Genomic DNA, 24,070 nt, shown 5'->3' on the forward strand with positions numbered 1-24,070 from the left:
AGAGCATACGGGTGCGGCTACATGCGCGCGCCGCAGCCGGAGCAGAAGGTCGCGTCCTCGGTCTCCAGGTACCCGCAGGCCCGGCAGCGCACGCGGATCTGCGGTTCAGCCCCGGCGCCACGGCCGGCACCCAGCCCGCCCAGTGCGGGCACCTCCTCAAGGCGCTGCTGGTCCTGAGCGCCCTTCGCACGGTTCCAGGGCTCGGCGTCCCGCACCTCTGCCTGGGGAGACAGGATGACGCCCGAGCCGGCCAGGCCCTTGCGTCCGATCTTCCGCAACGTCTGGCCGCAGATCGCGAGGAGGAGGCCGACGAAGGCCAAGGGGAACACCGTGAACATCCGGCCCACGCGCGTGCCGATCGCGTCGGGGTTGCCGGCGATCGAGCTGAAGCTCGTGAAGAAGAAGGCGAAGACGGACAGGAAGGCGAGGAGGCCCACGGCCTGCAACGCGATACCACCGTAGTAGGCCCACTTGCGCCAGGGCTCGACGTCGTACTGACGCGGGCGACCCCCGTTGTCGCGGTAGGGGGACTGTGGGTCGTTGGTGCTCATGAGGCTCCGTTCGCCAGTGCGCACGCCAGGTTCCCCGGCCTGCGCGTAAAGGACGTCGTGATACTAGATGCAGCCCTCTCCGCGCGTCGACGCTCCCCGGTGGGCGGACGCGCCGCGCGCCCGCCGCCCCCCGACGATAGAATCTGGGTCCGGTATCGACACTGTGTCGGCGAGGAGGCGTCATGCCCGCGTGGTTGATGGAGGTGCTTGATCTCGTCAGCCTCCTGCCTGTGGCGGCCATCGCGCTCGCGTTGCGGCACCGCTCGGCTGACGGGCGCACGAGAGAGGCCCTCGTCATCAGCCAGGTCCTTGCCCTCACGTACCCGGTTCTCGGCTACCTCGGGGTCCTCGGCGGTGCCTTTAGCTGCGTCATCGCGGCCGTCGCCGTTGTCCTCGCAGTCCCTCATTGGCGGGTCGCCGCCATTGAGGTCGTCGCCCTGGCGCTCACCCTGGCACTCATCAGTCCCCCGGTTGAGAGCCTCATCGTCATGGCAACGGCGGTCCTCGCCACCGCGTGGGTCCGGGTCCTCACTGACCTCGACCACCGGGCGGCGGATCGCTCCGCCCGGGCCGTCGTCCTCGCTCAGGACCGCGAGCGCGCCCGCATCACCCGCGACCTGCACGACTCGATCGGCCAGGAGCTGTCGGCCCTGCGCCTGACGCTCGGCATGGTCGAGGACCATCCGGCCCTCGCTGGGCACGACGACGCGGCGGCACTGCTCGCCCGAGCCCAGGACCTTGTGACACAGGCGTACGCGGACCTGCGCACGGTCATCCGCGGCAACGTCTCCTCGTGCCTGGCCGTGGAGGCGGAGGTCCTGCGGTCCACCGGCGCCCTGGCCGGTATCGAGGTACGCACCCAGGTGCCCGAGCCGGGAACGCTGCCAGCCACGGTGGAGACGGCTCTCGCCCGGGCGCTGCGCGAGCTGGGCACGAACGCCGTGCGCCACTCACGCGCCACGACGGTCACCGCGACAGTCCTGAGGGACGACGGCGCCACCCGCCTCACGGTCGCCGACAACGGGCACGGCATGAGCACCTCACGCCTGCGCCCCGACCACGGCCTGGCCATGCTGCGCCGCGCGATCGAGGGGCAGGGGGGCGGCCTGCGTATCAGCTCCTCGGGCAGCGGCACCACCGTCGAGGTCACCCTGCCGTCTCTCACCGTCCGTCCCGACGTCGTCGGCGACGTTCACGACCCGCAGGAGGTCACAGCATGAGCATCCGGGTGGCGGTCGTCGACGACCAGGTCCTCTTCGCCGAGACGCTCAGGACGCTCCTGGGGACCGATCCGGCGATCGAGGTTGTCGGCGTGGCTTCCTGTGGGCCTGAGCTGCTTGAGCTCGTGCGGTCTCAGCCGGTCGACGTCGTCCTCGTCGACGTCGACATGCCCGGCATGAGCGGCCTGGAGACGGTACGCGCGCTGGCGGACATCCCGCAGGCCGCCGGAACTCGCGTCATCATGCTCACGGTCGTCACGTCCCCCGGGGTCGTGCGGGCGGCCCTTGACGCCCGGGTCTCGGGCTTCCTCAGCAAGGACGTCCACGCCCGTGACCTGCTCCAGGCGATTCGCACGGTCGCCGACGGCGGGCGGGTCGTGAGCCCCGAGCTGGCAGCCTCGGCGGCCCTGCTGGGGCCCAACCCCCTGACGGAGGCTGAGCAGCGGGTCCTGCGCTGCGTGCGCGAGGGGGCGGACACAGCGGCGGCGGCCGCGCGCCTGTTCCTGTCGACCGGCACCGTGAAGAACCACCTGTCCCACGCGATCCAGAAGCTCGGCGTGCACAACCGCGCTGAGGCGGTGCGTCTGGCTCAGGGCAACGGCTGGATCTAAGCGTTCGGCGAGGCCGCCGTTCGCCGTCGGCCGCCCGGCAAGCCCTGCGCACCCATGACCGAAGTCATGCCCAGATCATGACCAGGCCGATCGCGCCCCTGCTCTCAGCCGGCGAAAACTGGAGGCACCGGCAGGGCGCAGACCCGCCGAAACTCATCCCTTACACGACAGGAGTCACTCATGAGCACCTTCGAGATCACTTCGCTGCAGACCGAGGAGGCCGCAGTCTCCGGCTGGACCGTCGCGGGCGCCGTCGCCGGCGTCGGCCTCGTCGCCCTCGCCTGCGACTGACCCCCGGTTCGCACTGCATCTCCTACGACATCGTCTGGGCGAAGGGAGGTGCATTCCCATGTCCTATTCGATCTCGACGGTCGACGACGCTGTCGCCTGTGACGCAGGCGATGACTTAATCGTCGGCGTCACCCTCGGCATCGCGGTCGGCAGCCTGTTCTTCTGCTGACACGCGCTCCGGTTGCGGGGGTGGGTCGCCTCCACCCCCGCAACCGTCCCCCACCCACTGCCCACACCAGGAGTTGTCATGACCCCCGCACCAGTTACCGGACGTCGCACGATCCTCTCCCGCACTCCCAGACTGTGGCCTCTCATCATCTGGGTACTCGTCACCGCCGTGTGCTACAGCTTCCTCCCCGGCGCCGTCTGGGCAGCGGTCCGCTGGCTGCTCGGCGCCGCTCTTCTTATCGAGGTGATCTTCCTTGTCAGCCGCAAGTTCCGTCCTCAGGCCTGAGCGGATCGCCATCGTCCCGCATGGCACGCAGAGCGTGGTCCGGTGCCGCAGGACCCGCCAGACCCTCATCCTGGGTCCGAAGGAGTCCCGCCTGGTCGCCACGTGCTCCGCACCGCTGCACATCGACGACCTCAAGAGCGCTGTCCGCGAGGACTTCTCCGGACGTGACGTCGAGAAGATCGTCGTCATTCTGCGGGACCTGGGTGTCCTGCGCAGCGACGAGGCGCGCCCCGCCCGGCAGCGCCCCTGGTCCTTGCGCATCATCACCATCCCGTTATCGGGCGCCGTGCACCACCCTCGGGTCCTGCGGTTGCTCGCCGACGTGATCAGCATCGGGGGCATCCTGTCGACCGCGCTCAACGCCTGGCTCATCGCCCGGCACGCGCCGCAGGTGGTTACCTCGCTGCTCAACCAGAGTTACCTATCGGGGTCCTCTCTCCTGACCTACCTGCTGTCTATCCTCATCATCGGCTTCCTCCACGAATCCAGCCACGCGGTCACGATCCAGGCCCGGGGCGGGCACGTCTTCGAGACCGGTTTCTTCCTCATGTTCCTCATCCCGGCGTTCTACGTCGACGCCACCGGTATTTCCATGATCCGCACACGGATCGGCAGAATCCAGGCCTGGTGCGCCGGCCTGAGTATGCAGGCGATCCTGCTGCTCGTCTCCCTCCTCGTGCTCATCGCAGCACCCGCCGCACCACACTGGCTACACAGCTTCGTCCTGCTAGCCTCCTGCGTAAACATCGCCATGGTGCTGGCGAACCTCATCCCCATAATCAGGCTCGACGGCTACCGAGTCTTCTGCGAGATCGTCGGCGTGGACGACCTCCTCAGCCTGGGCCTGCCCGTCCTCATGAATCGCCCGGTGCCTGCCAGCACCAGCACCGTACAGCGAGTCCTGGCAGGGTACTTCACCGCGGTGACGGTCCTTCTCCTCCCGTGCCTCATCATCACGGCCGCGTCCATCGCCCTGCCCCAGTGGACGGGGTTGCCAGTGGAAATCCTCGGACAAGTCATGACCGGGCTCATGGCGACAGCAGTCGTGGTGTCCCTGCTCGTCCAACTGGTGCTCCGTATCCGACGGGCGGTGCGTCATGGCTGAGTTGTACTACTTCAACCCCTTCCGGCCGCTCGTGGAACGAGGGGGAGAGCCCGGTCTCCTTCTGGGGTCCTCGCGGGTGCTGCCCCTACCGGACAGCGCCTCGCAATGCCGTGGCGCCATTGTGCACGGCACCCCAGTGACGATGAAGGACGTCGTGAACGAGCTCGGTAACCACACAACCCGGGTGCTCCTCGACAACCACGCGCTGCTCGACTATCGTCCCAGTGACGATGGGCTCCTGTCCCGGACACGCGGGCTGCTATCCCTCACCGGAGCCGAGTCCCAACTCGTGACGCTCGCGCACTCGACGGTCCTCATCCTCGGGGCGGGGGCCATCGGCTCCCACGTCGCGTGGATCCTCGCAGCGCACGGTGTCGGACATCTCATCGTCCTCGACGACGACGTCGTCGAGGAGTCCAACCTCAACCGGCAGTTGCTGTACAGCCGTGACGACATCGGTCGACCGAAGGTCGAGGCGCTGGTCGATCAGCTCATGCGGCTACGCGACGACCTGAGGGTTACGGGCCTGCGCCAGCACCTCACTAGCATGGGCCAACTGCGCGCCCTCATCCGCGAGTACCGACCGACTGGGGTCGTCAAGGCACTCGACACGCCGCACGACGTGACCCACTGGATCAACACGGCCTGCGTCGAGGCGCGCATCCCCTACTCCACGGGAGGGTTCGTCCAGCTCGACGCCATCGTCGGGCCGACCTACGTCCCGGGGAGGACCCCCTGCCTGAGTTGCTACGAGACCCCGGTGGAGGAGACGCGACTTATCGCCGGACGGGGAGGGACCAACTCCTCTGTCACCGAGTTCACTGCCGCACTGGTGGCTGACGAGATCATCCGTTCGCTGACCGGCGCGACGCCCGTGGAGAACGGGCGCATGACCGTCCGTCACGGCGCCACCGGACACATCGAGCACCGTCAACTCAACCGCGTCACGCTCTGTCCCGTCTGCGGGTCCCGCGCAAGCACCGTCGAGGACGGGTGGTGGCGGACCCTCGTGGTGCCACTGTGGGCCACCGTCATGTGCACGCTGCCGTTCCTCATCACTCTGCCGACGTGGTCGGTAAGTCTGACGCTGGCGTACTGGAGCGTGTGTACCCTCCTGACCACGTTGCTGCCGCGCGGGAACCGCGCTGCCATCGTCGCCATCGTCGCCATCGTCTACGCCGCGATCAACTTCGCCATCACACTGCGCTTCAACCCGTCGCTGCTGGGTGTCTCCCACCTCCCTCTGATCATTGCTATAGCGCGCGTCATCGTCGACTTCATCATCATGTCGTGCCTGGCGGCGATGGTCTTCGTCGTCCTCACCGCCATCATCCAGAGCATCGAGCAAGCCGCCGGAAGACGCCTGCACTCGGTGTCGGTCCTTCAGGCGGTGCGGTCATGAACAGGCACATCACTGTGGAGGGGGTACAGGCCTGCTACGGCAGCGTCGTTGCCCTCGATGATGTCAGCCTGAGCATTGAGCGCGGCCGCCCGCTCGCGCTCCTGGGCCGCAACGGAGCAGGTAAGACAACTCTTCTATCCACGCTCGCCGGTCTTGTCACGCCCACACGTGGACACCTTCACGTCCCCCGGGGCGTAAGCGTCTCCTACCTTCCTGAAGAGCGCGGCGTGTACCCGTCCATGACAGTCACCGAGCACCTGAGGTACTTCTCCCAGATCTCTGGTGCAGGCGAGGCAGCAGCCCGCCGCTGGTGCGAAACCTTCGACCTGGTCCGGTACTCCGACTTCCGGGTGCGTGAGCTCTCCAAGGGCAACCAGCAGCGCGTCCAGCTTGCCTGCGCCCTCATCGACGACCCTGACTGCGTCCTTCTCGACGAGCCGTTCTCCGGACTCGATCCCATCGGCGAGACCCTCGTCAGCGAGATTCTCGCGGACTACGCCCGCGACCACTGGGTCGTTCTGTCGGCGCACGACGTGCACGCGATCGCGCGGATGGTCACCGACATCGCCTTCGTCCGCGACGGGCGGATCATCTGCACCGGGCCTGTGGAAGACCTGTGCTCCTCCTACGGGGGCCACCGGCTGACGGTCGAGCGTCCGGAGGCCGTCGAGGATGCCGTGGCGGGTGCGCCCGGCCTGTCCTGCTCCCGGACGGAACAGGGCTGGCTCCAGGTCCACGGCCTCAAGAACTACACAAGCGCCATCGCTCTTCTCGCACAGGGCTCGGACCCGGGGAACTTCACGTGGGCTGCTCTCAACCTGTCAGAACTCTACGTCCTCGTTCTCGGTCACCAGAAGGACCAGTCATGACTACCACCAGTCACCGCTCCTCACGTCAGTTCCTCACCGTCGCTCGTGCCGCACTCGTCGACATGCTCCGGTCCCAGACGCTCAGGATCGCCTCAGTTCTCATCCTGCTCGTGCTACCAGGCCTCACGTGCTGGCTTCGTACCAGCGATGCCGCGGCCGAGGTCCTCGCATCCACGCAGAACCAGACCGAGGGCGTTCAGCTTGAGGCGTCTCAGCGCGGGCTCGTCGTCTCCCTGCTGCTGCTGCTCACCGTCTATATCTTCATCCTCGCCTGTGGGTCGATCATCACGACCTCCGTCGCCTTGGAGCGTACATCCCATGTGTCTGTCATGGTGTTTCGCCACGTCAACCCGCTGACCGTGGTCATGGCTCGGCTGGCAGCGCTCATGGTGGCGGTCACCAGCCTGCTCCTCGGTGTCGCCGCGGAGGCCGGTGCGCTTGCGGCACTGCACCAACTGCCGCTCGTCAGCCTGGCCCGCATGCTGGGCCTTACCTCACTGTCGGCTGCACAGTGGGGCGTGGCCGTCGTGTGCGCCTGCGGCGGCGTCGTCCTCTTCGCGGTCCTCTACGCGGCTGTCGGACTGTTCGTGCGTGAGCCGAGTCAGTTGCAGTACGCGCAGTTCCCGGTCTCCTTCGTGCTCATACTCGTCTTCGTGCTGTCCTACGTCGCCGTCTTCAACCCGGGCTCGCCGACGGCTGTGGTGGCCGCCCTGCTGCCACTGTCGGCGCCGATGGTCGAGCCAGGCAGGATCATAGCCGGCCAGGCCGCCCCCCTCGAGCCCTGGGGGGCAGCACTGGGCGTACTTGTCCTACTCAGCCTCGTCACTGTGGTCATCACACGTATCGTCGTGCCCAGGACCGTGGGTCGCTACAGCACAACGACCGTCTCCCGAAGTCATCAACCTCGCCATCGTCACTAAGTCATTACTGATCCGTCAATGCTCACTGCTGAGCCAGCACCCACCCAGGAGAACAGCCATGACCCCCAGCGACACCACTCATCGCGCCACTATCGACGAGCTCAGGCACACGATCCACCACCTACAGACGCGTGCCAACGCGACCCGTGTCGTCGCGGCGGTGGTCATCGTCGTGGTCGGTCTCGCGGCGTCCCGGGACTTCCACGTGTTCCTCGTCTCGGGGGCGTGCCTCATGGTCCTGGTCGGCGTTTTCGCCGTCGGCATCCCCACGCAGGTCAGGCTCCTGCGCGCGCGCCGTCAACTCACGGCCCTCCTGCGCTGAGCTGGCGCCGCTCAGTGGCTCTCAGGTGAGCGGCGGGCACTCCACCAGGACCGCAGGGCCTCGCGGGCCAGATCCTCGCCCAGCGGGCCCTTCTCCATGCGCAGGTCCATGAGGAAGCGGTAGGCCTGGCCCACCACAGGCCCCGGCTCAAGCCCCAACTCGGCCATGATCTGCCCGCCGTCCAGATCCGGGCGGATCGCGGCGAGCTCCTCGGCCTGGGCGAGTTCGTCGATGCGCCGCTCCAGGTCGTCGTAGGCGTGGGAGAGCATGGCGGCCTTGCGGCGGTTTCCGGTGGTGACGTCGGCGCGGGTGAGGCGGTGCAGGCGCGTGAGCAAGGGCCCGGCGTCAGTGACGTAGCGGCGCACGGCGGAGTCGGACCAGGTGGCGTCGGCGTAGCCGTGGAAGCGCAGGTGCAACTCGACGAGGCGGGCGACGTCCTTGATGGTCTGCTTGTCAAAGCGCAGGGCGGTCAGCCGCTTCTTGGCGATGCGCGCGCCGATGATGTCGTGGGCGTGGAAGGTGACGGTGCCGTCGGGCAGGAAGCGACGGGTGGCGGGCTTGCCGATATCGTGCATGATCGCAGCCAGGCGCAGCACGAGGTCCGGGGCGGGCACGGGCCCGTCAGCCCCGGTCTCCAGGTCCATGGCCTGCTGGAGGACCACGAGGGTGTGCTCGTAGACGTCCTTGTGCCGCTTGTGCTCGTCAACGGTATCGCGCAGCGCGGCGAGCTCCGGCAGGACGACGTCGGCCACGCCGGTATGCACCATGAGTTCCAGGCCGCGACGGGGGGCCGGGGAAAGCAGCAGGCGCTCCAACTCGGCGCGCACGCGCTCGGCGGAGACGATCTCCAGGCGGTGGGCCATCCCCTCCATGGCGCTCATGACGTCGGGCTCGACGTCGAATCCGAGCTGGGCGGCGAAGCGCGCGGCCCGCATGATGCGCAGGGGGTCGTCGTCGAAGGACTGGGTGGCGGTGACGGGGGTGCGCAGGATCCCGGCCTCCAGGTCCGCCAGGCCCCCGTGGGGATCGACGAGCTCCAGATCGGGCAGGCGCAGGGCCATGGCGTTGACGGTGAAGTCGCGGCGCGTGAGGTCACCTTCCAGCGTGTCCCCGTAGGAGACGGCGGGCTTGCGCGAACCCACCTCGTAGGCCTCGGTGCGGTAGGTGGTGACCTCGACGACGACGTCCCCCTTGCGCGCCCCGATGGTGCCGAACTCGCGGCCGACGTCCCAGCAGTGATCCCCCCAGGCCTTGAGGAGCTCCTCGGTCTGCTCGGGGCGGGCCGAGGTGGTCAGGTCCAGGTCATGGGGGGCCACGCCCAGGAAGGCGTCGCGCACAGGGCCTCCCACCAGCGCGATCTCGTGGCCGGCTCGCGCGAAGGCATGCCCGAGCGCGGCCAACGACGGCGGCAGTCCCGCCAGGGCGTCGCGCGCGGTGGGCGTCAGGGAGGGGGTCGGGTGGGCCGTGCGGGAGGCGCTGGTTGGAAAGGTAGTCATCGGGGCAAGCCTGCCATGAGCCCGCCCCGCCGGCTCCCGCGGGCGTCCCGGGCCGGGCAGGGCCGGGCAGGGCCGGGCAGGGCCGGGCAGGGCCGGGCAGGGCCGTCCCCAGGCTGATCGCGGAAGTCCATGTGAGATCCATGTGAGGAGCACCTGGCCCGCTTCGGCACGCACTGCGCCGACCCAGGGGCCCGGACAGCCTAGAGTGTCCCCATGCCCTCTCACCGCGTTCGCAAGCCCCGCGCTGGCTCGTCGCCGCGGCACTCGAGCGCGCGCGGCCTGCCCGTTGTCGATGAGACGAGCGCCGGCGGGCTCGTCGTCGACGTCCAGGGCGGGCGCGCCTTCGCCGCCGTCATCGCGCGCCGCAACCGCGGCGGGCGCTTAGAGTGGTGCCTGCCCAAGGGGCATTTGGAGGGCGAGGAGACCGCCGAGGAGGCGGCCGTTCGCGAGATCGCCGAGGAGACGGGCATCACGGGCCGCGTGCTGCGCCACTTGGCGACGATCGACTACTGGTTCGCGGGCGACGCCCACCGGGTCCACAAGGTCGTCCACCACTTCCTGCTCGAGGCCGTCGGCGGGGAGCTGACCACGGAGAACGATCCCGATCATGAAGCCGAGGACGTCGCCTGGGTGTCGCTCGACGACGTCGGCAAGCGCCTGGCCTATCCCAATGAGCGCAGGATCGTTGCCGCCGCCCGCGACATCCTCGTGGGGGATGGATGAGCTCGCGTCGCACGCGGCGCCTGCTGGCCTCAGCGGCGGCCGTCCTGTCCAGCGCGGCCATGATGATCGCCGGGCCGGCGATCGCCGCGCCCGTAGCGCCGGCGGGGGCGCCGGTGCGGGGAGGCGCCCCGGCGGTCAAGGTCCTGCCCGCCGATAACGCGCCCAGCGCCCCCGGCCCAACCGCCCCCAGCGTCACCGCCGGCGCCGTGACTCTCACGGTGGACGCCATGGCCCCTGAGATCCTGCACTCGGGAGAGGACCTGCGCATCTCCGGGACCATCACCAACGGCACGACGACGAACCTCTCCGGCGCCTCGATCCTCGTCCAGGCGCAGCAGACCACGGAGGTCTCCACCGGAAATCTCAGCTCCTGGCTCGCCAACGAGCGCAACACGTCGCTCGTCACCGCGATGGATGAGGCCCTCGGCACCGACGTCGCCCCCGGCACCTCGCAGCGCTTCTCCCTGACCGTCAAGAGCTCCGACCTCCCCCTGGCGGACACCGATCAATGGGGCCCGCGCGGCATCCAGGTGACCCTGCTGCAGAGCGGCAACACGCTCGCCCAGGACCGGGCCATCTCACTGTGGGACAGCGGCGCGTCCGTGGATCCCAGCCGCGTCGCCGTCGTCATCCCTGTGACCGCGAGCCCCGCCGAGCTCGCGCTCCTGGCGAACCTGGGAACCACCGAGCAGCGTCAGGCGGAGCAGGCCGCTGAGGACGCCGCCAGGGAGACGAGCAACCCGACGGCCGGCCCCACCGCCACCCACAGCGCCTCACCGAGCCCTGGGGCGAGCCCCTCCGCGGCGCCGACCGCGAGCGCGACCCCCGCCCCCTCCGCGACCTCCTCGCCGAGCCCCTCCGCGGGGCCGGACTCCGTCCCCCCGGTCGCCTCACCGGGCTCAGGGGCCTCCATCCACGCCCTGCGCCAGCGCGTGAAGGGGTTGCTCGACCTCGCCGGCGACGGCGTCATCCTGGCCATCGACCCGGCCCTCATCGACGCCCTCGGCATGACTCCTGAGCGCCTCCAGGCCGCCGCCGCGGCGGGCTCCGGAGGATCGGCGCCCCAGCCCGCCCCCGCGCCCAGCGCGTCGGCCGACCCCAGCGGCTCGCCGAGCCCCACGGCCTCACCAGCTCCGGCCCCACGGGATGTGGCGGAGGAGGACCTCACCGAGCTCGCCGGCTCCCTGTACCGGGCTCTGACAGGATCGGGCGCGAAGGGCAAGGGCGATGTCGTCGCCCTTCCCTGGGGCGATGCCGATGCGTCCGCCCTGACCCATCTGGGCGCCACGGAGCTCATGACCACCGCCACGGCCCGGACGAGCGGCTCACTGCTGGTCGGCGCGAGCGCGAGCGCCTCCCTGGCCTGGCCCGCGGGGCCCCTGGATGCCCAGACGCTGTCGGCCCTGCCGGACTCGACGCGCGTCGTCGTCGCCTCCCCGGGGGATATGAGCGTCACGGAGCCGCTGACCTACACGCCCTCGGGCATCGCCTCGCGGGAGGGTCGCGCGGTTCTCCTGCCGGATACCGCGCTGAGTTCCGGGATCGCGGGGAGCCTGGAGACGCAGGCCTCCACGCAGTCGTTGAGCGAGATCGACACCCGCCAGTACCTGCGCGCCCAGACGGCGATCCTCACTCGCCAGGCCCCGAACCTGGGCCGGGACGTGGTGGTCGCCATCGATCGCCGGACCGCCTCGATGACCTCGCCCACGGTCCTGGGGGCCCGGGTCGACGCGCTGAGGCAGACCAGTTGGACGGCCCCCACCGGTCTGGCCGATCTCAGCACCAACGCCAGCCAGCAGGCCTCCCAGGACGATGAGCCCGGCCGCGCCGCGCTGCCGGACATCAAGGTCATCGACACCGAGCTGAGCGATCCCGAGCTCTCCCAGGCCCGCGCCGCCGCGCAGCGCGTGAGCGCCACGAGCTCGGTCCTCCACGACCCCGCGGCGATCATGGGCACGCGCGCCCAAGTGGTCTCCTCCGTGTCCGCCTCGGCCTGGAGGTCGGACACCGCCGGGCGCGCGGCGCTCATCGCTGGCGCCGACGCCGCCGCGAACTCCGTGGTCAACGCCCTGCAGGTCACCCCGAGCTCAACGATCAACCTCATCAGCGACAAGGCGCAACTGCCGATCCGCGTCTCCTCGTCCCTCACGCAGGACTCCACCGTGGTGGTCGAGGTCATATCCGGCTCGCCGCGACTCCAGACCAAGGAGACGGTCTCAGTTGTGGTCCCTGCCGGGGGCCAGGCCGTCGCCTCCGTGCCCGTGACCGCCGTCGGCTCGGGTAACGCGAGCCTCACGGCGAGGATCCTGTCCTCGGACGGCACCGAGGTCGGCACCCCGGCGAAACTGCGCATACGGGTGCGCGCCGACTGGGAGGGCCGGGGCACCCGGATCGTCACCGGCGTCCTCGTGGTCCTACTGGCCGCCGGCATCTACCGAACCGTCCGGCGCGGCAGGCGCGCAGTGCCCGACGCCCCGCTCGCGGGCGCCCCCGAGCTGGAGGGAGACGCATGACCCCCGCCCACGCCCAGAACGCCCCGATGGCGCCCCGGCCAGGCCAGGCAGGCCGGCCGGTCGCGCCGGATCGGCCCGACGGGTGGGCCCCCCAGGCCGCCCCTGAGCCGAGCCGGAGGCGCAAGGCGCCCAAGCCAGCGTCGATCATGCGCTCCTCGGTGGTCATGATGGTCGGGACCATGGCCTCCCGCCTCCTGGGGCTCGTGCGCAACGCCCTGCTCATCGCCGCCCTGGGGGCCACGGCCTCCGGCGCCGCCGACGCCTTCAACATCGCCAACACCCTGCCCAACCAGCTCTACAACATGCTGGTAGGCGGCATCCTCAACGCCGTCCTCGTCCCGCAGATCGTGCGGGCGCTACGGCGCGAGAACGGCGAGGAGGTCGTCAACCGGCTGCTCACCGCCGCCGGCACCCTCATCCTGGCCATCACGGCGCTGCTCACCCTCGCCGCTCCCTTCATCATCTACCTCTACGGCGGTGGTCTGGGGCGGTGGCTCCCAGTGGGCTACGCCTTCGCGTTCTGGTGTATGCCGCAGGTCTTCTTCTACGGGCTCTACGCCCTGTGGGGGCAGGTACTCAACGCCCGCCACGTCTTCGGGCCCTACATGTGGGCGCCCGTGGTCAACAACATCATCTCCATCGCCTCGCTCATCGCCTACATCGCGATCTACGGCCGCTACGCGGGAGCAGACGGCGGCCCCGCCGAGTGGGACGCCATGCGCATCACGCTCATCGCGGGAACGACGACGCTGGGCATCGTCATCCAGGCACTCGTCCTCTACTTCCCACTGCGCCACTCGGGTTTCACCCCGCGCATCATCTTCGGGGTGCGGGGCCTGGGCCTGGGCGACACCTCCAAGATCGCCGGGTGGGCGCTTATCGGGATCATCGTCGCCGCCCTGGGCGACTGGGCCGTCATGAACCTGGGCTCACGGGCCGTGTCGGCGGCGGAGAAGGTCGCCGACCAGGGCATCATCATCCCCTCGACGACGATGTACAACAACGCCCTCCTCATCTACATCCTCCCGCAGTCCCTGGTGACCACCTCCGTGGTCACGGCGCTGTTCACCCGCATGAGCGAGAAGGCCGCGGCGAACGACGGCGCTGGCGTGCGCGATGACCTCTCGCTGGGGCTGCGCTCGGTGGCCGTGTTCACGGTGCTGGCCAGCGCCGGGATCGCGGTCCTGGCCACGCCCGCGCTCCAGGCCTTCGTGCCCTCGGTGTCCCTGGCGCAGGCCCGCGCGGCCGCGCCGATCCTCGTGGCCCTGGCGATGGGCATCGTGGTCCAGGGGATCTGGTTCACCACGCAGCGGGTGCTGCTCGCCTACGGGGACACCCGCCGCCTCGTGCGGGCGGACATCACCGTAGGCGTCATCCCGGTGGTCGTCTGCCTCCTCACCTACTTCCTGGCCGAGCCCCAGCACTGGATGCTCTGGGCGGCGATCTCGTCACCGATCGCCCAGGCCGGGGCGGTGGCCGTCGTGGTGCCGCTCATGCGCCGCCACCTGCCCGACCTCGACAGCCGGCGAGTCATCTCGACGCACCTACGACTCATCGGCGCGGTCATCCCCGCGGTCGTCGCGGGCATCGGGGTGCGCGAGCTCCTGGGCGACGCCGACGGGCACCTCATGGGGGCCGCCGCCCTCGACGCCATCTTCGTCGTCCTCACCGTCGGGGCGATCATGACTCTGGTCTACCTCGCCGCGGCCCGCGCCCTGCGGATCGATGAGCTCGCGATCCTCATGAACCCGGTGTCCGGCATCGTGACCAAGGCCGGGCGCGCGCTGCCCGGTGGCGCCGGCCGCGCCCTCACCCGCCTGGGCGGGTCACTGAGGATGGCCCCGGCGCGCCCCGCGCCCGCCACGGCAGCACCGGCGCCCGCGGCCCCCGCGCCCGACCGAGCACCCGCACCGGCCGCCCCACCAGCGGAGGCGATGCCCAGCACCGCGCCTGCCCATGCGCTCCCTGAATCAGTACCTCCCGCGGCGCGCACCGCCGTCTGGCCCACGGCCGCGCAGGAGCCGTCGCATGGGCTAACCGAAGCCCAGCCCCACGCCCAACCGACCACCATCCCCGTGGCGGGCGCGCCCGCCACGGGCGAGCCCCCCACCGCCCTCCCACCGTCCATCACCCCGGCGGGGAGCACCGGCGCGTTCGCCACCGGACCGGCACTCGCCTTCCCAGGCCCGCTAGCGCCCGCGGCGATCCCGCGATCCGAGGCCCCAGCAGGGAAGGTCTCCCCATCCAGTCCCGATTCTTTCGCTGTAAGAGCCCCGGGGGCGGCTACGATAAGTCCAAACGCACAGATAGCCGACAGCACGGGAGGCAGTGTCCGCATGGACGGCATGGATCAGGCGAAGCCCATCGGGTCGGGGCGCTACGCGCTCACGGCCGCGATGCCCGCCACCCTGCCCCGTATCGTGCGGCATCTCGGCCGCGACGCGATCCTGGGGCGCGAGGTCGTAGTCCTGACCCTCAGCGGTGCCACACCGCATCGCGACGAGATCCTTGATGCCGCCTCCCGCGCGGCCCTCATCGATGATGCCCGCCTTCAGAGGATCTACGACGTCGAGCACGGCAACCCGGCCTTCATCGTCTCCGAGTCCGTGGCGGGCCGCTCCTTCGGCTCGCTCGTGCGCGAGGGCCTGAGCCCCGCCCAGGTCCGCGCCATCGTGGGGGAGGCGGCCCAGGCGCTGGAAGCGGCCTCCCGCAGGGGACTGCACCACCTCAACCTCGCCCCCGAGTCCGTGCGGGTGATGCCCGATGGCACTGTGCGGATCTCCGGCGTCGGCATCGAGGCCGCGGCACTCGACCTGGAGAAGTCCAGCGGCGATCCGCTCGACCCCGATCGCGCCGACGCCCGCTCGCTCGTCGAGCTCCTCTACTTCGGGCTGACGCGCCGCTGGCCAGGCAAGCGCGCCGGCATCGCGCCCGCGCCTACCTCCGAGGGCATGCCCGCCCGCCCCTCGTCCTTCGTGCCCGCGCTCGCCTCGGAGAAGGAGCTCGACGATCTCGCCGCCAGGTCCTTCTCAGACCAGGCGCCGATCTCCGCCTCCGAGGTCGCCCACCAGCTCGGCCGTTGGGACACGGCCGATCTCCGGGGCCTCGTGCCGCAGGCGCCCACGACTCCGGGGCGGGCTCCCGCGCGGCCCTCCTCCGCCGCTCCCGCGCCATCGCCCCGGCCCGCGGCATCTCCCGTGCCGGCCGAGGCGGCCAAGACCGTCCTCGGGCGCCTGCGCGGCCTGTCGGCCAGTCGCGCCGGGGCCCTGGGCACGAGGCCCGGGGCGAGCGCGGCCTCCACCGAGGCCGCCTCCAGCGCCTCAGAACCCGCCACATCCACGGCGGCGGCGCCGCTCCCGCCGGCCACCGCGAGCGCGGCCCCGCTCCCACTGGAGGTCCCGGCAGCGCCGGCCAGCGCGGCGGCCGCCCCGCCGCCCCCCGTGGAGGCGCCCACCCAGGCGCTCCCGCCCGCCCGGCCCGCGCCGACGCTCCTCGAGCCCCTCGACACCTCCGGCTCACTGCCCCGCATCGACGACGAATCGGAGGATGACGACGCCGAGACGAACAGCCGCGTCTCGACGGGCATCATCGTCGGCCTGCTCGCCATCGTGCTCGTCGTCGCCTACTTCGCGATCACCAACATCCTCCAGCTCCTGGGCGTGCCCCTCGTGGAGAAGGAGGTGCCCGCCGCGCGCACGGTGCCATCCACCGCCGCCGCCCCCAGCAGTGACGGCCGGGGCGGGGACGCGCCCGGCTCCCAGGCGCCGATCACCATCACCGGCGCGAAGAGCCTGAGTGGCCAGCATCCCGAGCTCGAGGGTCGCCTCGTCGATGGGGACACCTCCAAGGACTGGCACACCCAGTGGGCGAACCAGCCCACGGGACTGGGCAATGTGAGCATCGCCGTCACCCTGAAGCAGGCCGCCCCCGTCTCCGGGATCAGCCTCCAGGGGACCGGCCAGGGCGGTCACGTCCAGATCCGCGCCACCAGCGCGCAGGACCCCCAGGGGGGCACCCTGCTGGCGGAGGGCCCCTTCACCTCGGGGGCCACGTCCTTCTCCTTCGGTGCCACCACGACGGACACGATCGTGATCGTCATCACCGAGTTGCCGGTGGCCCCCGACGACGGCAAGAACAAGGCCACTATCACCGAGATCACCCTTCGATAGGCGAGAGGTCGGGAACAAGCGGTTTTCATCGTTGGTTGCAACAACTACCGCTACTCGATTTCTCGCACACAGGAGAGTCATGATCCACGACGTCGTCATCGTCGGCTCCGGACCTGCCGGTTACACGGCCGCCATCTACACCGCGCGCGCGCAGCTGAGCCCCATCGTGCTCGCAGGCTCCGTGACGGCCGGGGGCGCCCTCATGAACACCACGGAGGTAGAGAACTACCCCGGGTACGACGAGGGCATCATGGGCCCCGAACTCATGAGCCACATGCAGGAGCAGGCTGAGCGCTTCGGCGCGGACATCCGCTACGAGGACGTCACCGCGCTGGACCTGACCGGTGACATCAAGCGCATCACCACGGACGACGCCGTCTACGAGGCTCGCACCGTCATCATCTCCACGGGCTCGGAGTACCGCAAGCTCGGGATCGATGACGAGGACCGGCTCTCCGGCCACGGCGTCTCCTACTGCGCCACCTGCGACGGTTTCTTCTTCAAGGACAAGCCGATCGTCGTCGTCGGGGGAGGCGACTCCGCGATGGAGGAGGCCACGTTCCTCACCCGCTTCGGCTCCTCCGTCACCGTTGTCCACCGCCGCGACCAGCTGCGGGCGAGCGCCGCCATGGCCGCTCGCGCCGAGGCGGACCCGAAGATCTCCTTCGCCTGGAACTCCAAGGTCGTCGCGCTGGGCGGGCAGGATTCCCTCCAGTCCGTCACCCTGGAGGACACCGTCACCGGCGAGCGCCGCGAGATCCCCGCTGAGGGCCTGTTCGTCGCCATCGGCCAGATCCCGCGCTCCGAGCTCGTCAAGGACGTCCTCGAGCTCGACGACGCCGGCTACATCGTCGTTGACGCGCCCAGCCAGCGCACGGCCATCCCCGGGGTCTTCGCCTGTGGCGACGTCGCCGACGCCACCTACCAGCAGGCCATCACCGCCGCCGGCTCGGGCTGTCGTGCCGCGCTGGACGCTGAGCACTACATCGCCTCGCTCACCGCCTGACCACCTGTTTCCACTCCACTCTCATCGACCATTCATTAGGAGATCTCATGTCCAACGCACTCACCGTCACCGACGCCACCTACGAGGCCGAGGTCGCCTCCTCCGAGCTTCCCGTCCTCATTGACTTCTGGGCGCCCTGGTGCGGCCCTTGCCGCCAGATGGCCCCGGTGGTGGACAAGGTTGCCGATGAGCTCGGAGAGAAGGTCAAGGTCGTCAAGGTCGACATCGACGAGAACCCGTCAATCGCCCAGTCCTTCGGCATCACCTCCATCCCGACGTTCGTCGTCGTCAAGGGCGGTCAGACCGTCCACCAGTTCTCCGGCTCCCGTCCCAAGCCGGCGTTCCTCAAGGAGATCGAGAAGGCCCTCGGCTGACGACTGGCCGCGTAGGAGCGTTCGCCGCTCCGCCCGCGCTGCCTGAGCATCGCGTGATCCCCGTGCCCTCCGCCCCTCGTGGGGTGGGGGGCACGATTCTGCTATCTATACGGAATATCTTTCATCCGCCCAATATTAATCGGCGCCGCCTACTATTTTTAAAGCGTCCTCCTTTTATCGCGGCATGATGTTTCACGTGAAACAGCTTGTGCGCGATGGGCGCTGATACCTCGACGACCACCATCGTCCTACGATGGGAGCGACTCTCATCCCACTTCGACCAGCGAGGCGCAGCATGCAGTTCATCTCCACCCGTGGCCAGGCACCATCGGTCAGTTTCACCGAAGCGCTCCTCATGGGACTTGAACCCGATGGGGGGCTTGCTGTTCCCGCCACGATTCCCACGATCACCGTGGACGTCCTCGAGGACTGGCGCTCTCTTGACTACGCCGCACTGGCAGCGGCCGTCATCGGCCTCTTCGCGACCGACATCCCGAAAGCCGATCTGCGCGCGATCGTCTCGGCAGCCTATGGAGCCGACCGATTCCCGACTCCCGTGGTTCCACTGAAACCGCTCGACGGCGTCGTTCCTGGCCTCACGCTGGTCGGGCTGTCCGAGGGGCCCACGATGGCGTTCAAGGACCTCGCGATGCAGTTCCTGGGTCAGGCGATCCCATACGTGCTCGCGCGCGATGGGAAGGTCCTCAACATCCTCGGTGCGACCAGCGGCGACACCGGCTCGGCCGCCGAGCACGCCTTCCGCGGGCAGGAAGGGGTCTCGGTGTTCATGCTCTCGCCGATTGGGAGGATGAGCGACGTGCAACGCGCGCAGATGTACTCCCTGGCCGATTCGAATATCCACAATATCGCGGTTGACGGAGTGTTCGATGACTGTCAGGCGCTCGTCAAGGCCCTCAGCAACGATGCCGCCTTCAAGGGTGAGCACAGCCTCGGCGCTGTCAACTCCATTAACATCGGCCGCATCGTCGCCCAGGCGGTCTACTACGTTTGGGCATGGTTGCGAGCCTCCGACGGCGTTGCGGCAGAGGAGCGGGCGCTGTTCCACGTGGACGTAGTAGTTCCGTCTGGAAACTTCGGCAATATCTACGCCGGTCACCTCGCCAAGAGCATGGGCCTCCCAATCCGCCGGCTCATCCTGGCGACGAACGAGAACAACGTCCTCGATGACCTCTTCACCTCCGGCGTCTACCGCCCGCGCTCAGCGGCCGAGACCCTAGCGACCTCAAGCCCCTCGATGGACATCTCACGCGCCTCCAACCTGGAGCGCTTCGTGTGGCAACTCCTCGGACCGGAAGAGTTCGTCTCCCGCTGGGCCTCGCTGGAGGAGACCGGCTCTCTCGATCTCACCGACCGCCTCCGGGACATGCATGAGGAATTCGGCTTCGTCTCCGGAACGTCAACACACAAGGATCGTCTTGCCTCGATCGCGCGCGTCCATGCGGAGGCCGGTGCGCTCATCGATCCTCATACCGCTGACGGCATCACCGTGGCCCTGCGCCACATGGAACAGGGATACCCAACACTCGTCATGGAGACGGCCCTGGCCGCCAAGTTCGCCGAGACCGTGGAGGAGGCTCTCGGTGATGTACCCGAACCACCGATGTTTGTGCGGGAGCTCCTCGGCAAGGAGCAGCACGTCATCGAGATCCCGAACAGCGAGGATGAGCTGCGCGCGCTGATCAGGCGCTCAGCCCTGCATCGGGGCTGAGCCAGGAGACCCCAACTCCAAGGGGCCGTGTTTCACGTGAAACAGCCCGAGGGTGTTTCACGTGAAACACAGCGATTCCGCCGAGTCGATTCGCTATCGAGTACTCAATCCATTGCTCTCTCACTCCGGGGCCGTGTTTCACGTGAAACACGGCCCCGCTGCTCACCCGGAGGAGAGGGGACGAGGCCAACACCGGACGTGGCAGACTTGGAACACAGCAGGGCTGCCCGCCCGGAAAGGACGATGACGTGACTGATCCGCAGCATGTGAAAGGGAACCGGCTCGATCCCTGGCTCGATAACTACGCAGCGCGCGCCCATGGTCTGCGCGCCTCAGAGACACGCTCCTTGTTCGCCGTGGCTGCCCGCCCCGAGGTCGTCTCACTCGCCGGCGGCATGCCCAATCTCAAAGACCTGCCTCTGGAACGACTCGCTGAGGCCACCGCGACCATGCTGCGCAAAGATGGCGGGAAGGCACTGCAATACGGCAACGGGCAGGGACTGCCCCGTCTTCGGGAGCAGATCCCTGAGGTGATGGCGCTGGAGGGGATCGACGCTGATCCTGAAGACGTCATCATCACCACCGGCTCACAACAGGCCGTCGATATCATCACCGAGCTGTTCATCGATCCGGGAGATGTGGTGCTCGCGGAAGCGCCCACCTATGTCGGCTCCCTGTCCATCTTCTCCACCTACCAGGCGGACGTGCAACAGGTCCCCATCGATGCTGAGGGCGTCATCCCGGAGGCCCTGGAGGAGCGGATTGAGTCACTCAAGCGTCAGGGGCGGACCGTGAAGTTCTTCTACTGCCTCCCCAACTTCCACAACCCCGCGGGAGTCACGCTCTCAGAGGAGAGGCGTCCACAGATCATCGAGATCTGCCGCCGCCACCATGTGCTCATCGTCGAGGACAATCCTTATGGGCTTCTCGGCTTCGAGGGCCAGACCTATCCGGCCTTGAAGACGCTCGCCCCGGATGATGTCGTCTACCTTGGCTCTTTCTCGAAGATCTTCGCCCCGGGCTACCGCGTCGGATGGGCGGTGGCCCCGCCAGCGGTCCGGGACAAGATGAAACTCGCCTCAGAGGCAGCGATCCTCTGCCCCTCTTCCATGGGGCAGTACTCGATCTCCACCTATCTCGAGCAGTTCGACTGGCGCGCGCAGATCTCCGAGTTCCGCGGCATGTATCGCCGCCGCAGGGACGCGATGATCTCCGCCCTGGAGGAGTACCTTCCCGGTTGCACGTGGAACACTCCCGACGGCGGCTTCTACGTCTGGCTTGGTCTGCCCGAGGGCCTGGATGCGAAGGAGATGCTTCCCAGGGCCGTCACGAATCTCGTCGCCTATGTCTCCGGTACCGCGTTTTTCGCGGGAGGCCGAGCCGGCGAGGATCATCTCAGGCTCTCCTTCTGCTATCCCGAGCCGGAGGAGATCAGAGAGGGGGTCCGCAGGCTCTCGGAAGTCGTGGCCCGCGATCTTGAGCTTGTCCAGTTGTTCGGCCCGGCGCGCTCTGAGCCGCGCCCCGGCGTATCCGCTCCCGCCCCCGACCAGATCTGAGGTAGTTCCATGACAATCGCGACATCGCCCGAGCCCCTGCGCATCGCCGTCCTCGCTGGCGGCCTCAGCCATGAGAGGGACGTATCCCAGCGCTCAGGGAACCGCGTGGCACAAGTCCTCCGTCACCTCGGCCACAGCGTCATCGTCCTCGACGTGGATGCCCGAATGATCTCCTCACTCCGCGCCTTCAGCCCTGATGTTGTGTGGCCGCTGGTTCACGGTGGACACGGGGAGGACGGCGGCCTCCAAAACGTGCTCATCGGCCTTGAACTTCCCTATGTCGGCACCCACTCCGACGGATGCCAGCGTGCCTCATTCAAACCGACAGCAAAGGCCACTGTCCGCACCGGGGGTGTTCTCACCCCTGACTCGCTCACCCTCCCCAAGGACTACTTCGCCCAGATGGGCGCCCAGGAGGTCCTTGGCATGGTCACCGATCACCTCGGGCTGCCGGTGGTGGTGAAGCCGAATCAGGGCGGCTCGGGGCTCGGCGTCTCCCTGGCCTCGAACGCGGATGATCTCCGCTCAGCGATGGTGGGGTGCTTCGCCTACGACGAGCGGGCGCTTATCGAGAAGTACGTCGCCGGTACGGAGGTCGCGGTATCCGTCGTCGACACCGGTTCAGGTCCACGTGCGCTCCCACCGGTGGAAGTTTTCTCCGAAGGGGCTTACGACTTCGACGCCCGCTACAACCCCGGTAGGTCGGAGTACTTCGTCCCCGCCCGTCTCTCAGAGGCCGCCATTGAGCGGCTCAAGGAGACCGCCATTATCGTCCACACGACGTTGGGGCTCGGTCACGTCTCCAGGACCGACCTCATCCTCGATGAGACAGGAACTCCCTGGTTCATCGATGTCAATGTCACTCCGGGAATGACCGAGACGAGCCTTTTCCCACTCGCCGCCGAAGCGGATGGCGACCTCCCGAGCCTCTACGACGCACTCGTGCACGCACCGCTGCTCTGACGGCACCCATCTGACACCTGATCGCCCCGACGCGCTTCGACGCGCGTCGGGGCGATCATTTTGCTTCTGTCATCTCAACTCTTCCCGGACCGTTTCACGTGAAACACGTCAACGGCCGCCGCGGCGGCATGGGGCGAAGTGCTCGTGGATCGAGCGGTTTCACGTGAAACCGCCCCTTCTGCTCGTGAAATAGCGGTGTTTCACGTGAAACACCGCTGCTCGGATTCCGGGGTAATACACATTATTGCCCGCCTCGTCCGCGGTTTCACGTGAAACAGTCGCGCCGCCAATCGAGAGGATTGGCGGCGCGATGATTGGGTAGGTGAGGCGGGCGGCCCTTAGACCTCGTCCAGCGAGGTACCCGGCGCGAGGGCCTCGACCAGCCGGGCAAGATCATCCTCACCCGCGAACTCGATAGTGATCTTTCCCTTCTTGGCGCCTCGAACCACCTTCACCCGGGTGTCGAAGGCATCCGAGAGGCGGGTGGAGAGCGCGGGGAGGGGAAGTGAGCGACTACGCTCGGAACTCGGCTTCGCAGTGGTGCCGGGTTCATCGTGAAGCGCGACGAGCTCCTCCGTGGCTCGCACGGAAAGCCCTTCGGAAACGATCCGCTCGGCAAGGGTCTCCATCGCATCATGGTCCGGCAGCCCAAGGAGGGAGCGGGCATGCCCCGCGCTGAGCACTCCGGCGGCGAGTCGACGCTGCACGGTGCCGGGAAGCTTCATGAGGCGCAGGGTGTTGGAGATCTGAGAGCGTGAGCGCGCGATCCTCCGGGAGAGCTCAGCATGAGTGCAGCCAAAGTCCTCCAGGAGTGCCTGATACGCCGCGGCTTCTTCCAGGGGATTCAGTTGAACGCGGTGGAGGTTCTCCAGCAGGGCGTCACGGAGGAGGTCCTGATCGTCGGTGTAGCGGACGATCGCGGGAATCGTCTCGATGCCGGCATGCTTGGAGGCGCGCAGACGGCGCTCACCCATGATGAGTTCGTAGCGCGTGCCGTCCTCATCATCGATGCGTCGAACGACGATGGGCTGGAGGAGTCCGACCTCTTTGATGGAGGAGGCGAGTTCCTCGATATCCTCCTCATCGAAGACCTGTCGTGGCTGCCTCGGGTTGGGTGAGATGAGCTCCACGGGAAGCTCCGCGAAGGTCGCCCCTGGGACCGGGACGAGTCCGCTGGGGTCCTCTCCCTGCCCATCGCCGTTCTCACCTGGCGTCGCCACCGAGCCACCATTCTCGACGGCGACCTCCTCGGTCACCACGTCCTGTGCAGCGCCATCGACATCGCTGGGCTGGGCGGCCGCCACATCAGGGGCCTCGACGGTGGGAGCGCCGGTTTCACGTGAAACCGACTTCTTCCCAGGATCAGAGTCCTTCTGAGCGGTTTCACGTGAAACACCCTCGACGGCTTTCTCCGCCTTCTTCTCGATCTCGCTCGCCGGCCTCTTCGCCGCGACGCTCGCGATCCCCCTCGTGGTCTCCACGGGCTGCCGACTCCGATTACCAGAGCCCTTCCGCCCGTTCTTCGAAGCCCTCTTCGACGGAGCGAGAAGAGTGGCGGCGATATCCGCCGAGGTGTGTGCCGCCTGCCCGGATGCCGTGGCTTCCTCCGCCGCGCCGGGCTGCTTCTCCTCGTTGCCGATCTCCGCCTTCACGCCGTCGTCCGCCTTGGCGGCGCGAGCGGCGCGCCCCTCGGGGAAGAAGACGTCCGTGGGACGCCTGACGGGGGCCTCCGCCTGGGCCTCCGGGATGAGGGCCTGCAGCCCACGACCGAGTCCGCGCTTCTTCTGCGCCATCTG

General features: G+C 68.5%; 19 protein-coding genes. 16 read left to right on the plus strand and 3 right to left on the minus strand.

Annotated elements, in window-relative coordinates; genetic code table 11:
• Window positions 1–17 precede the first annotated feature (17 nt).
• A complete protein-coding gene (locus GVV76_RS00915; protein ID WP_159624247.1) occupies window positions 18–551 on the minus strand; it encodes a zinc ribbon domain-containing protein in 534 nt (177 codons plus the stop codon).
• Between the two features lie 182 nt (window positions 552–733).
• On the opposite strand from GVV76_RS00915, the gene GVV76_RS00920 reads away from it, so the two are divergent.
• The 8 genes from GVV76_RS00920 (at window position 734) to GVV76_RS00955 (ending at window position 7,745) form a co-directional block, all read left to right on the plus strand.
• Entirely contained in the window at window positions 734–1,771 is a 1,038-nt protein-coding gene (locus GVV76_RS00920; RefSeq protein WP_159624250.1) for a sensor histidine kinase, read from the plus strand.
• Window positions 1,768–2,382: a response regulator gene (locus tag GVV76_RS00925; RefSeq protein WP_159624252.1), complete on the plus strand. Its 615-nt coding sequence runs from the start codon at window positions 1,768–1,770 to the stop codon at window positions 2,380–2,382. The genes GVV76_RS00920 and GVV76_RS00925 overlap by 4 nt, the downstream gene beginning before the upstream one ends.
• Window positions 2,383–2,920: 538 nt before the next feature.
• Entirely contained in the window at window positions 2,921–3,127 is a 207-nt protein-coding gene (locus GVV76_RS00930; RefSeq protein ID WP_159624254.1) for a hypothetical protein, read from the plus strand.
• A complete protein-coding gene (locus tag GVV76_RS00935; protein WP_159624256.1) occupies window positions 3,096–4,232 on the plus strand; it encodes a hypothetical protein in 1,137 nt (378 codons plus the stop codon). Before GVV76_RS00930 ends, GVV76_RS00935 begins: the two co-directional genes overlap by 32 nt.
• A gap of 142 nt (window positions 4,233–4,374) precedes the next feature.
• Entirely contained in the window at window positions 4,375–5,634 is a 1,260-nt protein-coding gene (locus tag GVV76_RS00940; protein WP_159624258.1) for a HesA/MoeB/ThiF family protein, read from the plus strand.
• Window positions 5,631–6,503 (plus strand): ABC transporter ATP-binding protein, encoded by an 873-nt coding sequence (locus GVV76_RS00945; RefSeq protein WP_159624260.1) that lies wholly within the window; start codon window positions 5,631–5,633, stop codon window positions 6,501–6,503. The genes GVV76_RS00940 and GVV76_RS00945 overlap by 4 nt, the downstream gene beginning before the upstream one ends.
• Window positions 6,500–7,423 (plus strand): ABC transporter permease, encoded by a 924-nt coding sequence (locus GVV76_RS00950; RefSeq protein WP_159624262.1) that lies wholly within the window; start codon window positions 6,500–6,502, stop codon window positions 7,421–7,423. The genes GVV76_RS00945 and GVV76_RS00950 overlap by 4 nt, the downstream gene beginning before the upstream one ends.
• 58 nt (window positions 7,424–7,481) lie before the next feature.
• Window positions 7,482–7,745: a hypothetical protein gene (locus GVV76_RS00955; RefSeq protein WP_159624264.1), complete on the plus strand. Its 264-nt coding sequence runs from the start codon at window positions 7,482–7,484 to the stop codon at window positions 7,743–7,745.
• 11 nt (window positions 7,746–7,756) lie between these two features.
• On the opposite strand, the gene GVV76_RS00960 is transcribed toward GVV76_RS00955, so the two are convergent.
• A complete protein-coding gene (locus tag GVV76_RS00960) occupies window positions 7,757–9,241 on the minus strand; it encodes a CCA tRNA nucleotidyltransferase (RefSeq protein ID WP_159624266.1) in 1,485 nt (494 codons plus the stop codon).
• A 213-nt stretch (window positions 9,242–9,454) separates the two neighbouring features.
• Between GVV76_RS00960 and GVV76_RS00965 the strand changes: the two genes are divergently transcribed.
• The 8 genes from GVV76_RS00965 to GVV76_RS01000 all read left to right on the plus strand — a co-directional run bounded on the left by GVV76_RS00965 (window position 9,455) and on the right by GVV76_RS01000 (window position 22,274).
• Entirely contained in the window at window positions 9,455–9,964 is a 510-nt protein-coding gene (locus tag GVV76_RS00965) for an NUDIX hydrolase (protein ID WP_159624268.1), read from the plus strand.
• On the plus strand, window positions 9,961–12,477 hold the full coding sequence (locus GVV76_RS00970) for a DUF6049 family protein (RefSeq protein WP_159624270.1): 2,517 nt from the start codon (window positions 9,961–9,963) through the stop codon (window positions 12,475–12,477). The genes GVV76_RS00965 and GVV76_RS00970 overlap by 4 nt, the downstream gene beginning before the upstream one ends.
• Window positions 12,474–16,646, plus strand: a complete 4,173-nt coding sequence (locus GVV76_RS00975) for a lipid II flippase MurJ (protein ID WP_236263138.1) — start codon at window positions 12,474–12,476, stop codon at window positions 16,644–16,646. Before GVV76_RS00970 ends, GVV76_RS00975 begins: the two co-directional genes overlap by 4 nt.
• A gap of 79 nt (window positions 16,647–16,725) precedes the next feature.
• Window positions 16,726–17,652, plus strand: a complete 927-nt coding sequence (gene trxB / locus GVV76_RS00980) for a thioredoxin-disulfide reductase (RefSeq protein WP_159624273.1) — start codon at window positions 16,726–16,728, stop codon at window positions 17,650–17,652.
• A 47-nt stretch (window positions 17,653–17,699) separates the two neighbouring features.
• Window positions 17,700–18,026 (plus strand): thioredoxin, encoded by a 327-nt coding sequence (gene trxA, locus GVV76_RS00985; RefSeq protein ID WP_159624275.1) that lies wholly within the window; start codon window positions 17,700–17,702, stop codon window positions 18,024–18,026.
• A 295-nt stretch (window positions 18,027–18,321) separates the two neighbouring features.
• Window positions 18,322–19,755 (plus strand): threonine synthase, encoded by a 1,434-nt coding sequence (gene thrC / locus GVV76_RS00990; RefSeq protein WP_159624277.1) that lies wholly within the window; start codon window positions 18,322–18,324, stop codon window positions 19,753–19,755.
• 248 nt (window positions 19,756–20,003) lie between these two features.
• On the plus strand, window positions 20,004–21,311 hold the full coding sequence (locus GVV76_RS00995) for an aminotransferase-like domain-containing protein (protein ID WP_159624279.1): 1,308 nt from the start codon (window positions 20,004–20,006) through the stop codon (window positions 21,309–21,311).
• 9 nt (window positions 21,312–21,320) lie between these two features.
• Window positions 21,321–22,274, plus strand: coding sequence for a D-alanine--D-alanine ligase family protein (locus GVV76_RS01000; protein WP_159624281.1), 954 nt, complete (start codon window positions 21,321–21,323; stop codon window positions 22,272–22,274).
• A 338-nt stretch (window positions 22,275–22,612) separates the two neighbouring features.
• Here the strand turns inward: GVV76_RS01000 and GVV76_RS01005 are convergent, their stop codons facing one another.
• Window positions 22,613–24,067, minus strand: coding sequence for a ParB/RepB/Spo0J family partition protein (locus tag GVV76_RS01005; RefSeq protein ID WP_159624283.1), 1,455 nt, complete (start codon window positions 24,065–24,067; stop codon window positions 22,613–22,615).
• Between the last annotated feature and the right edge of the window lie 3 nt (window positions 24,068–24,070).

This window comes from Actinomyces sp. zg296, assembly GCF_009829695.1.
Taxonomy (GTDB): domain Bacteria; phylum Actinomycetota; class Actinomycetes; order Actinomycetales; family Actinomycetaceae; genus Actinomyces; species Actinomyces marmotae.

Coding starts and splice junctions, on each gene's coding strand:
- GVV76_RS00915 (WP_159624247.1), bottom strand. CDS start 551: ATGAGCACCAACGACCCACAGTCCCCCTACCGCGACAACGGGGGTCGC.
- GVV76_RS00920 (WP_159624250.1), top strand. CDS start 734: ATGCCCGCGTGGTTGATGGAGGTGCTTGATCTCGTCAGCCTCCTGCCT.
- GVV76_RS00925 (WP_159624252.1), top strand. CDS start 1,768: ATGAGCATCCGGGTGGCGGTCGTCGACGACCAGGTCCTCTTCGCCGAG.
- GVV76_RS00930 (WP_159624254.1), top strand. CDS start 2,921: ATGACCCCCGCACCAGTTACCGGACGTCGCACGATCCTCTCCCGCACT.
- GVV76_RS00940 (WP_159624258.1), top strand. CDS start 4,375: ATGAAGGACGTCGTGAACGAGCTCGGTAACCACACAACCCGGGTGCTC.
- GVV76_RS00945 (WP_159624260.1), top strand. CDS start 5,631: ATGAACAGGCACATCACTGTGGAGGGGGTACAGGCCTGCTACGGCAGC.
- GVV76_RS00950 (WP_159624262.1), top strand. CDS start 6,500: ATGACTACCACCAGTCACCGCTCCTCACGTCAGTTCCTCACCGTCGCT.
- GVV76_RS00955 (WP_159624264.1), top strand. CDS start 7,482: ATGACCCCCAGCGACACCACTCATCGCGCCACTATCGACGAGCTCAGG.
- GVV76_RS00960 (WP_159624266.1), bottom strand. CDS start 9,241: ATGACTACCTTTCCAACCAGCGCCTCCCGCACGGCCCACCCGACCCCC.
- GVV76_RS00965 (WP_159624268.1), top strand. CDS start 9,455: ATGCCCTCTCACCGCGTTCGCAAGCCCCGCGCTGGCTCGTCGCCGCGG.
- GVV76_RS00970 (WP_159624270.1), top strand. CDS start 9,961: ATGAGCTCGCGTCGCACGCGGCGCCTGCTGGCCTCAGCGGCGGCCGTC.
- GVV76_RS00975 (WP_236263138.1), top strand. CDS start 12,474: ATGACCCCCGCCCACGCCCAGAACGCCCCGATGGCGCCCCGGCCAGGC.
- trxB (WP_159624273.1), top strand. CDS start 16,726: ATGATCCACGACGTCGTCATCGTCGGCTCCGGACCTGCCGGTTACACG.
- trxA (WP_159624275.1), top strand. CDS start 17,700: ATGTCCAACGCACTCACCGTCACCGACGCCACCTACGAGGCCGAGGTC.
- thrC (WP_159624277.1), top strand. CDS start 18,322: ATGCAGTTCATCTCCACCCGTGGCCAGGCACCATCGGTCAGTTTCACC.
- GVV76_RS01000 (WP_159624281.1), top strand. CDS start 21,321: ATGACAATCGCGACATCGCCCGAGCCCCTGCGCATCGCCGTCCTCGCT.
- GVV76_RS01005 (WP_159624283.1), bottom strand. CDS start 24,067: ATGGCGCAGAAGAAGCGCGGACTCGGTCGTGGGCTGCAGGCCCTCATC.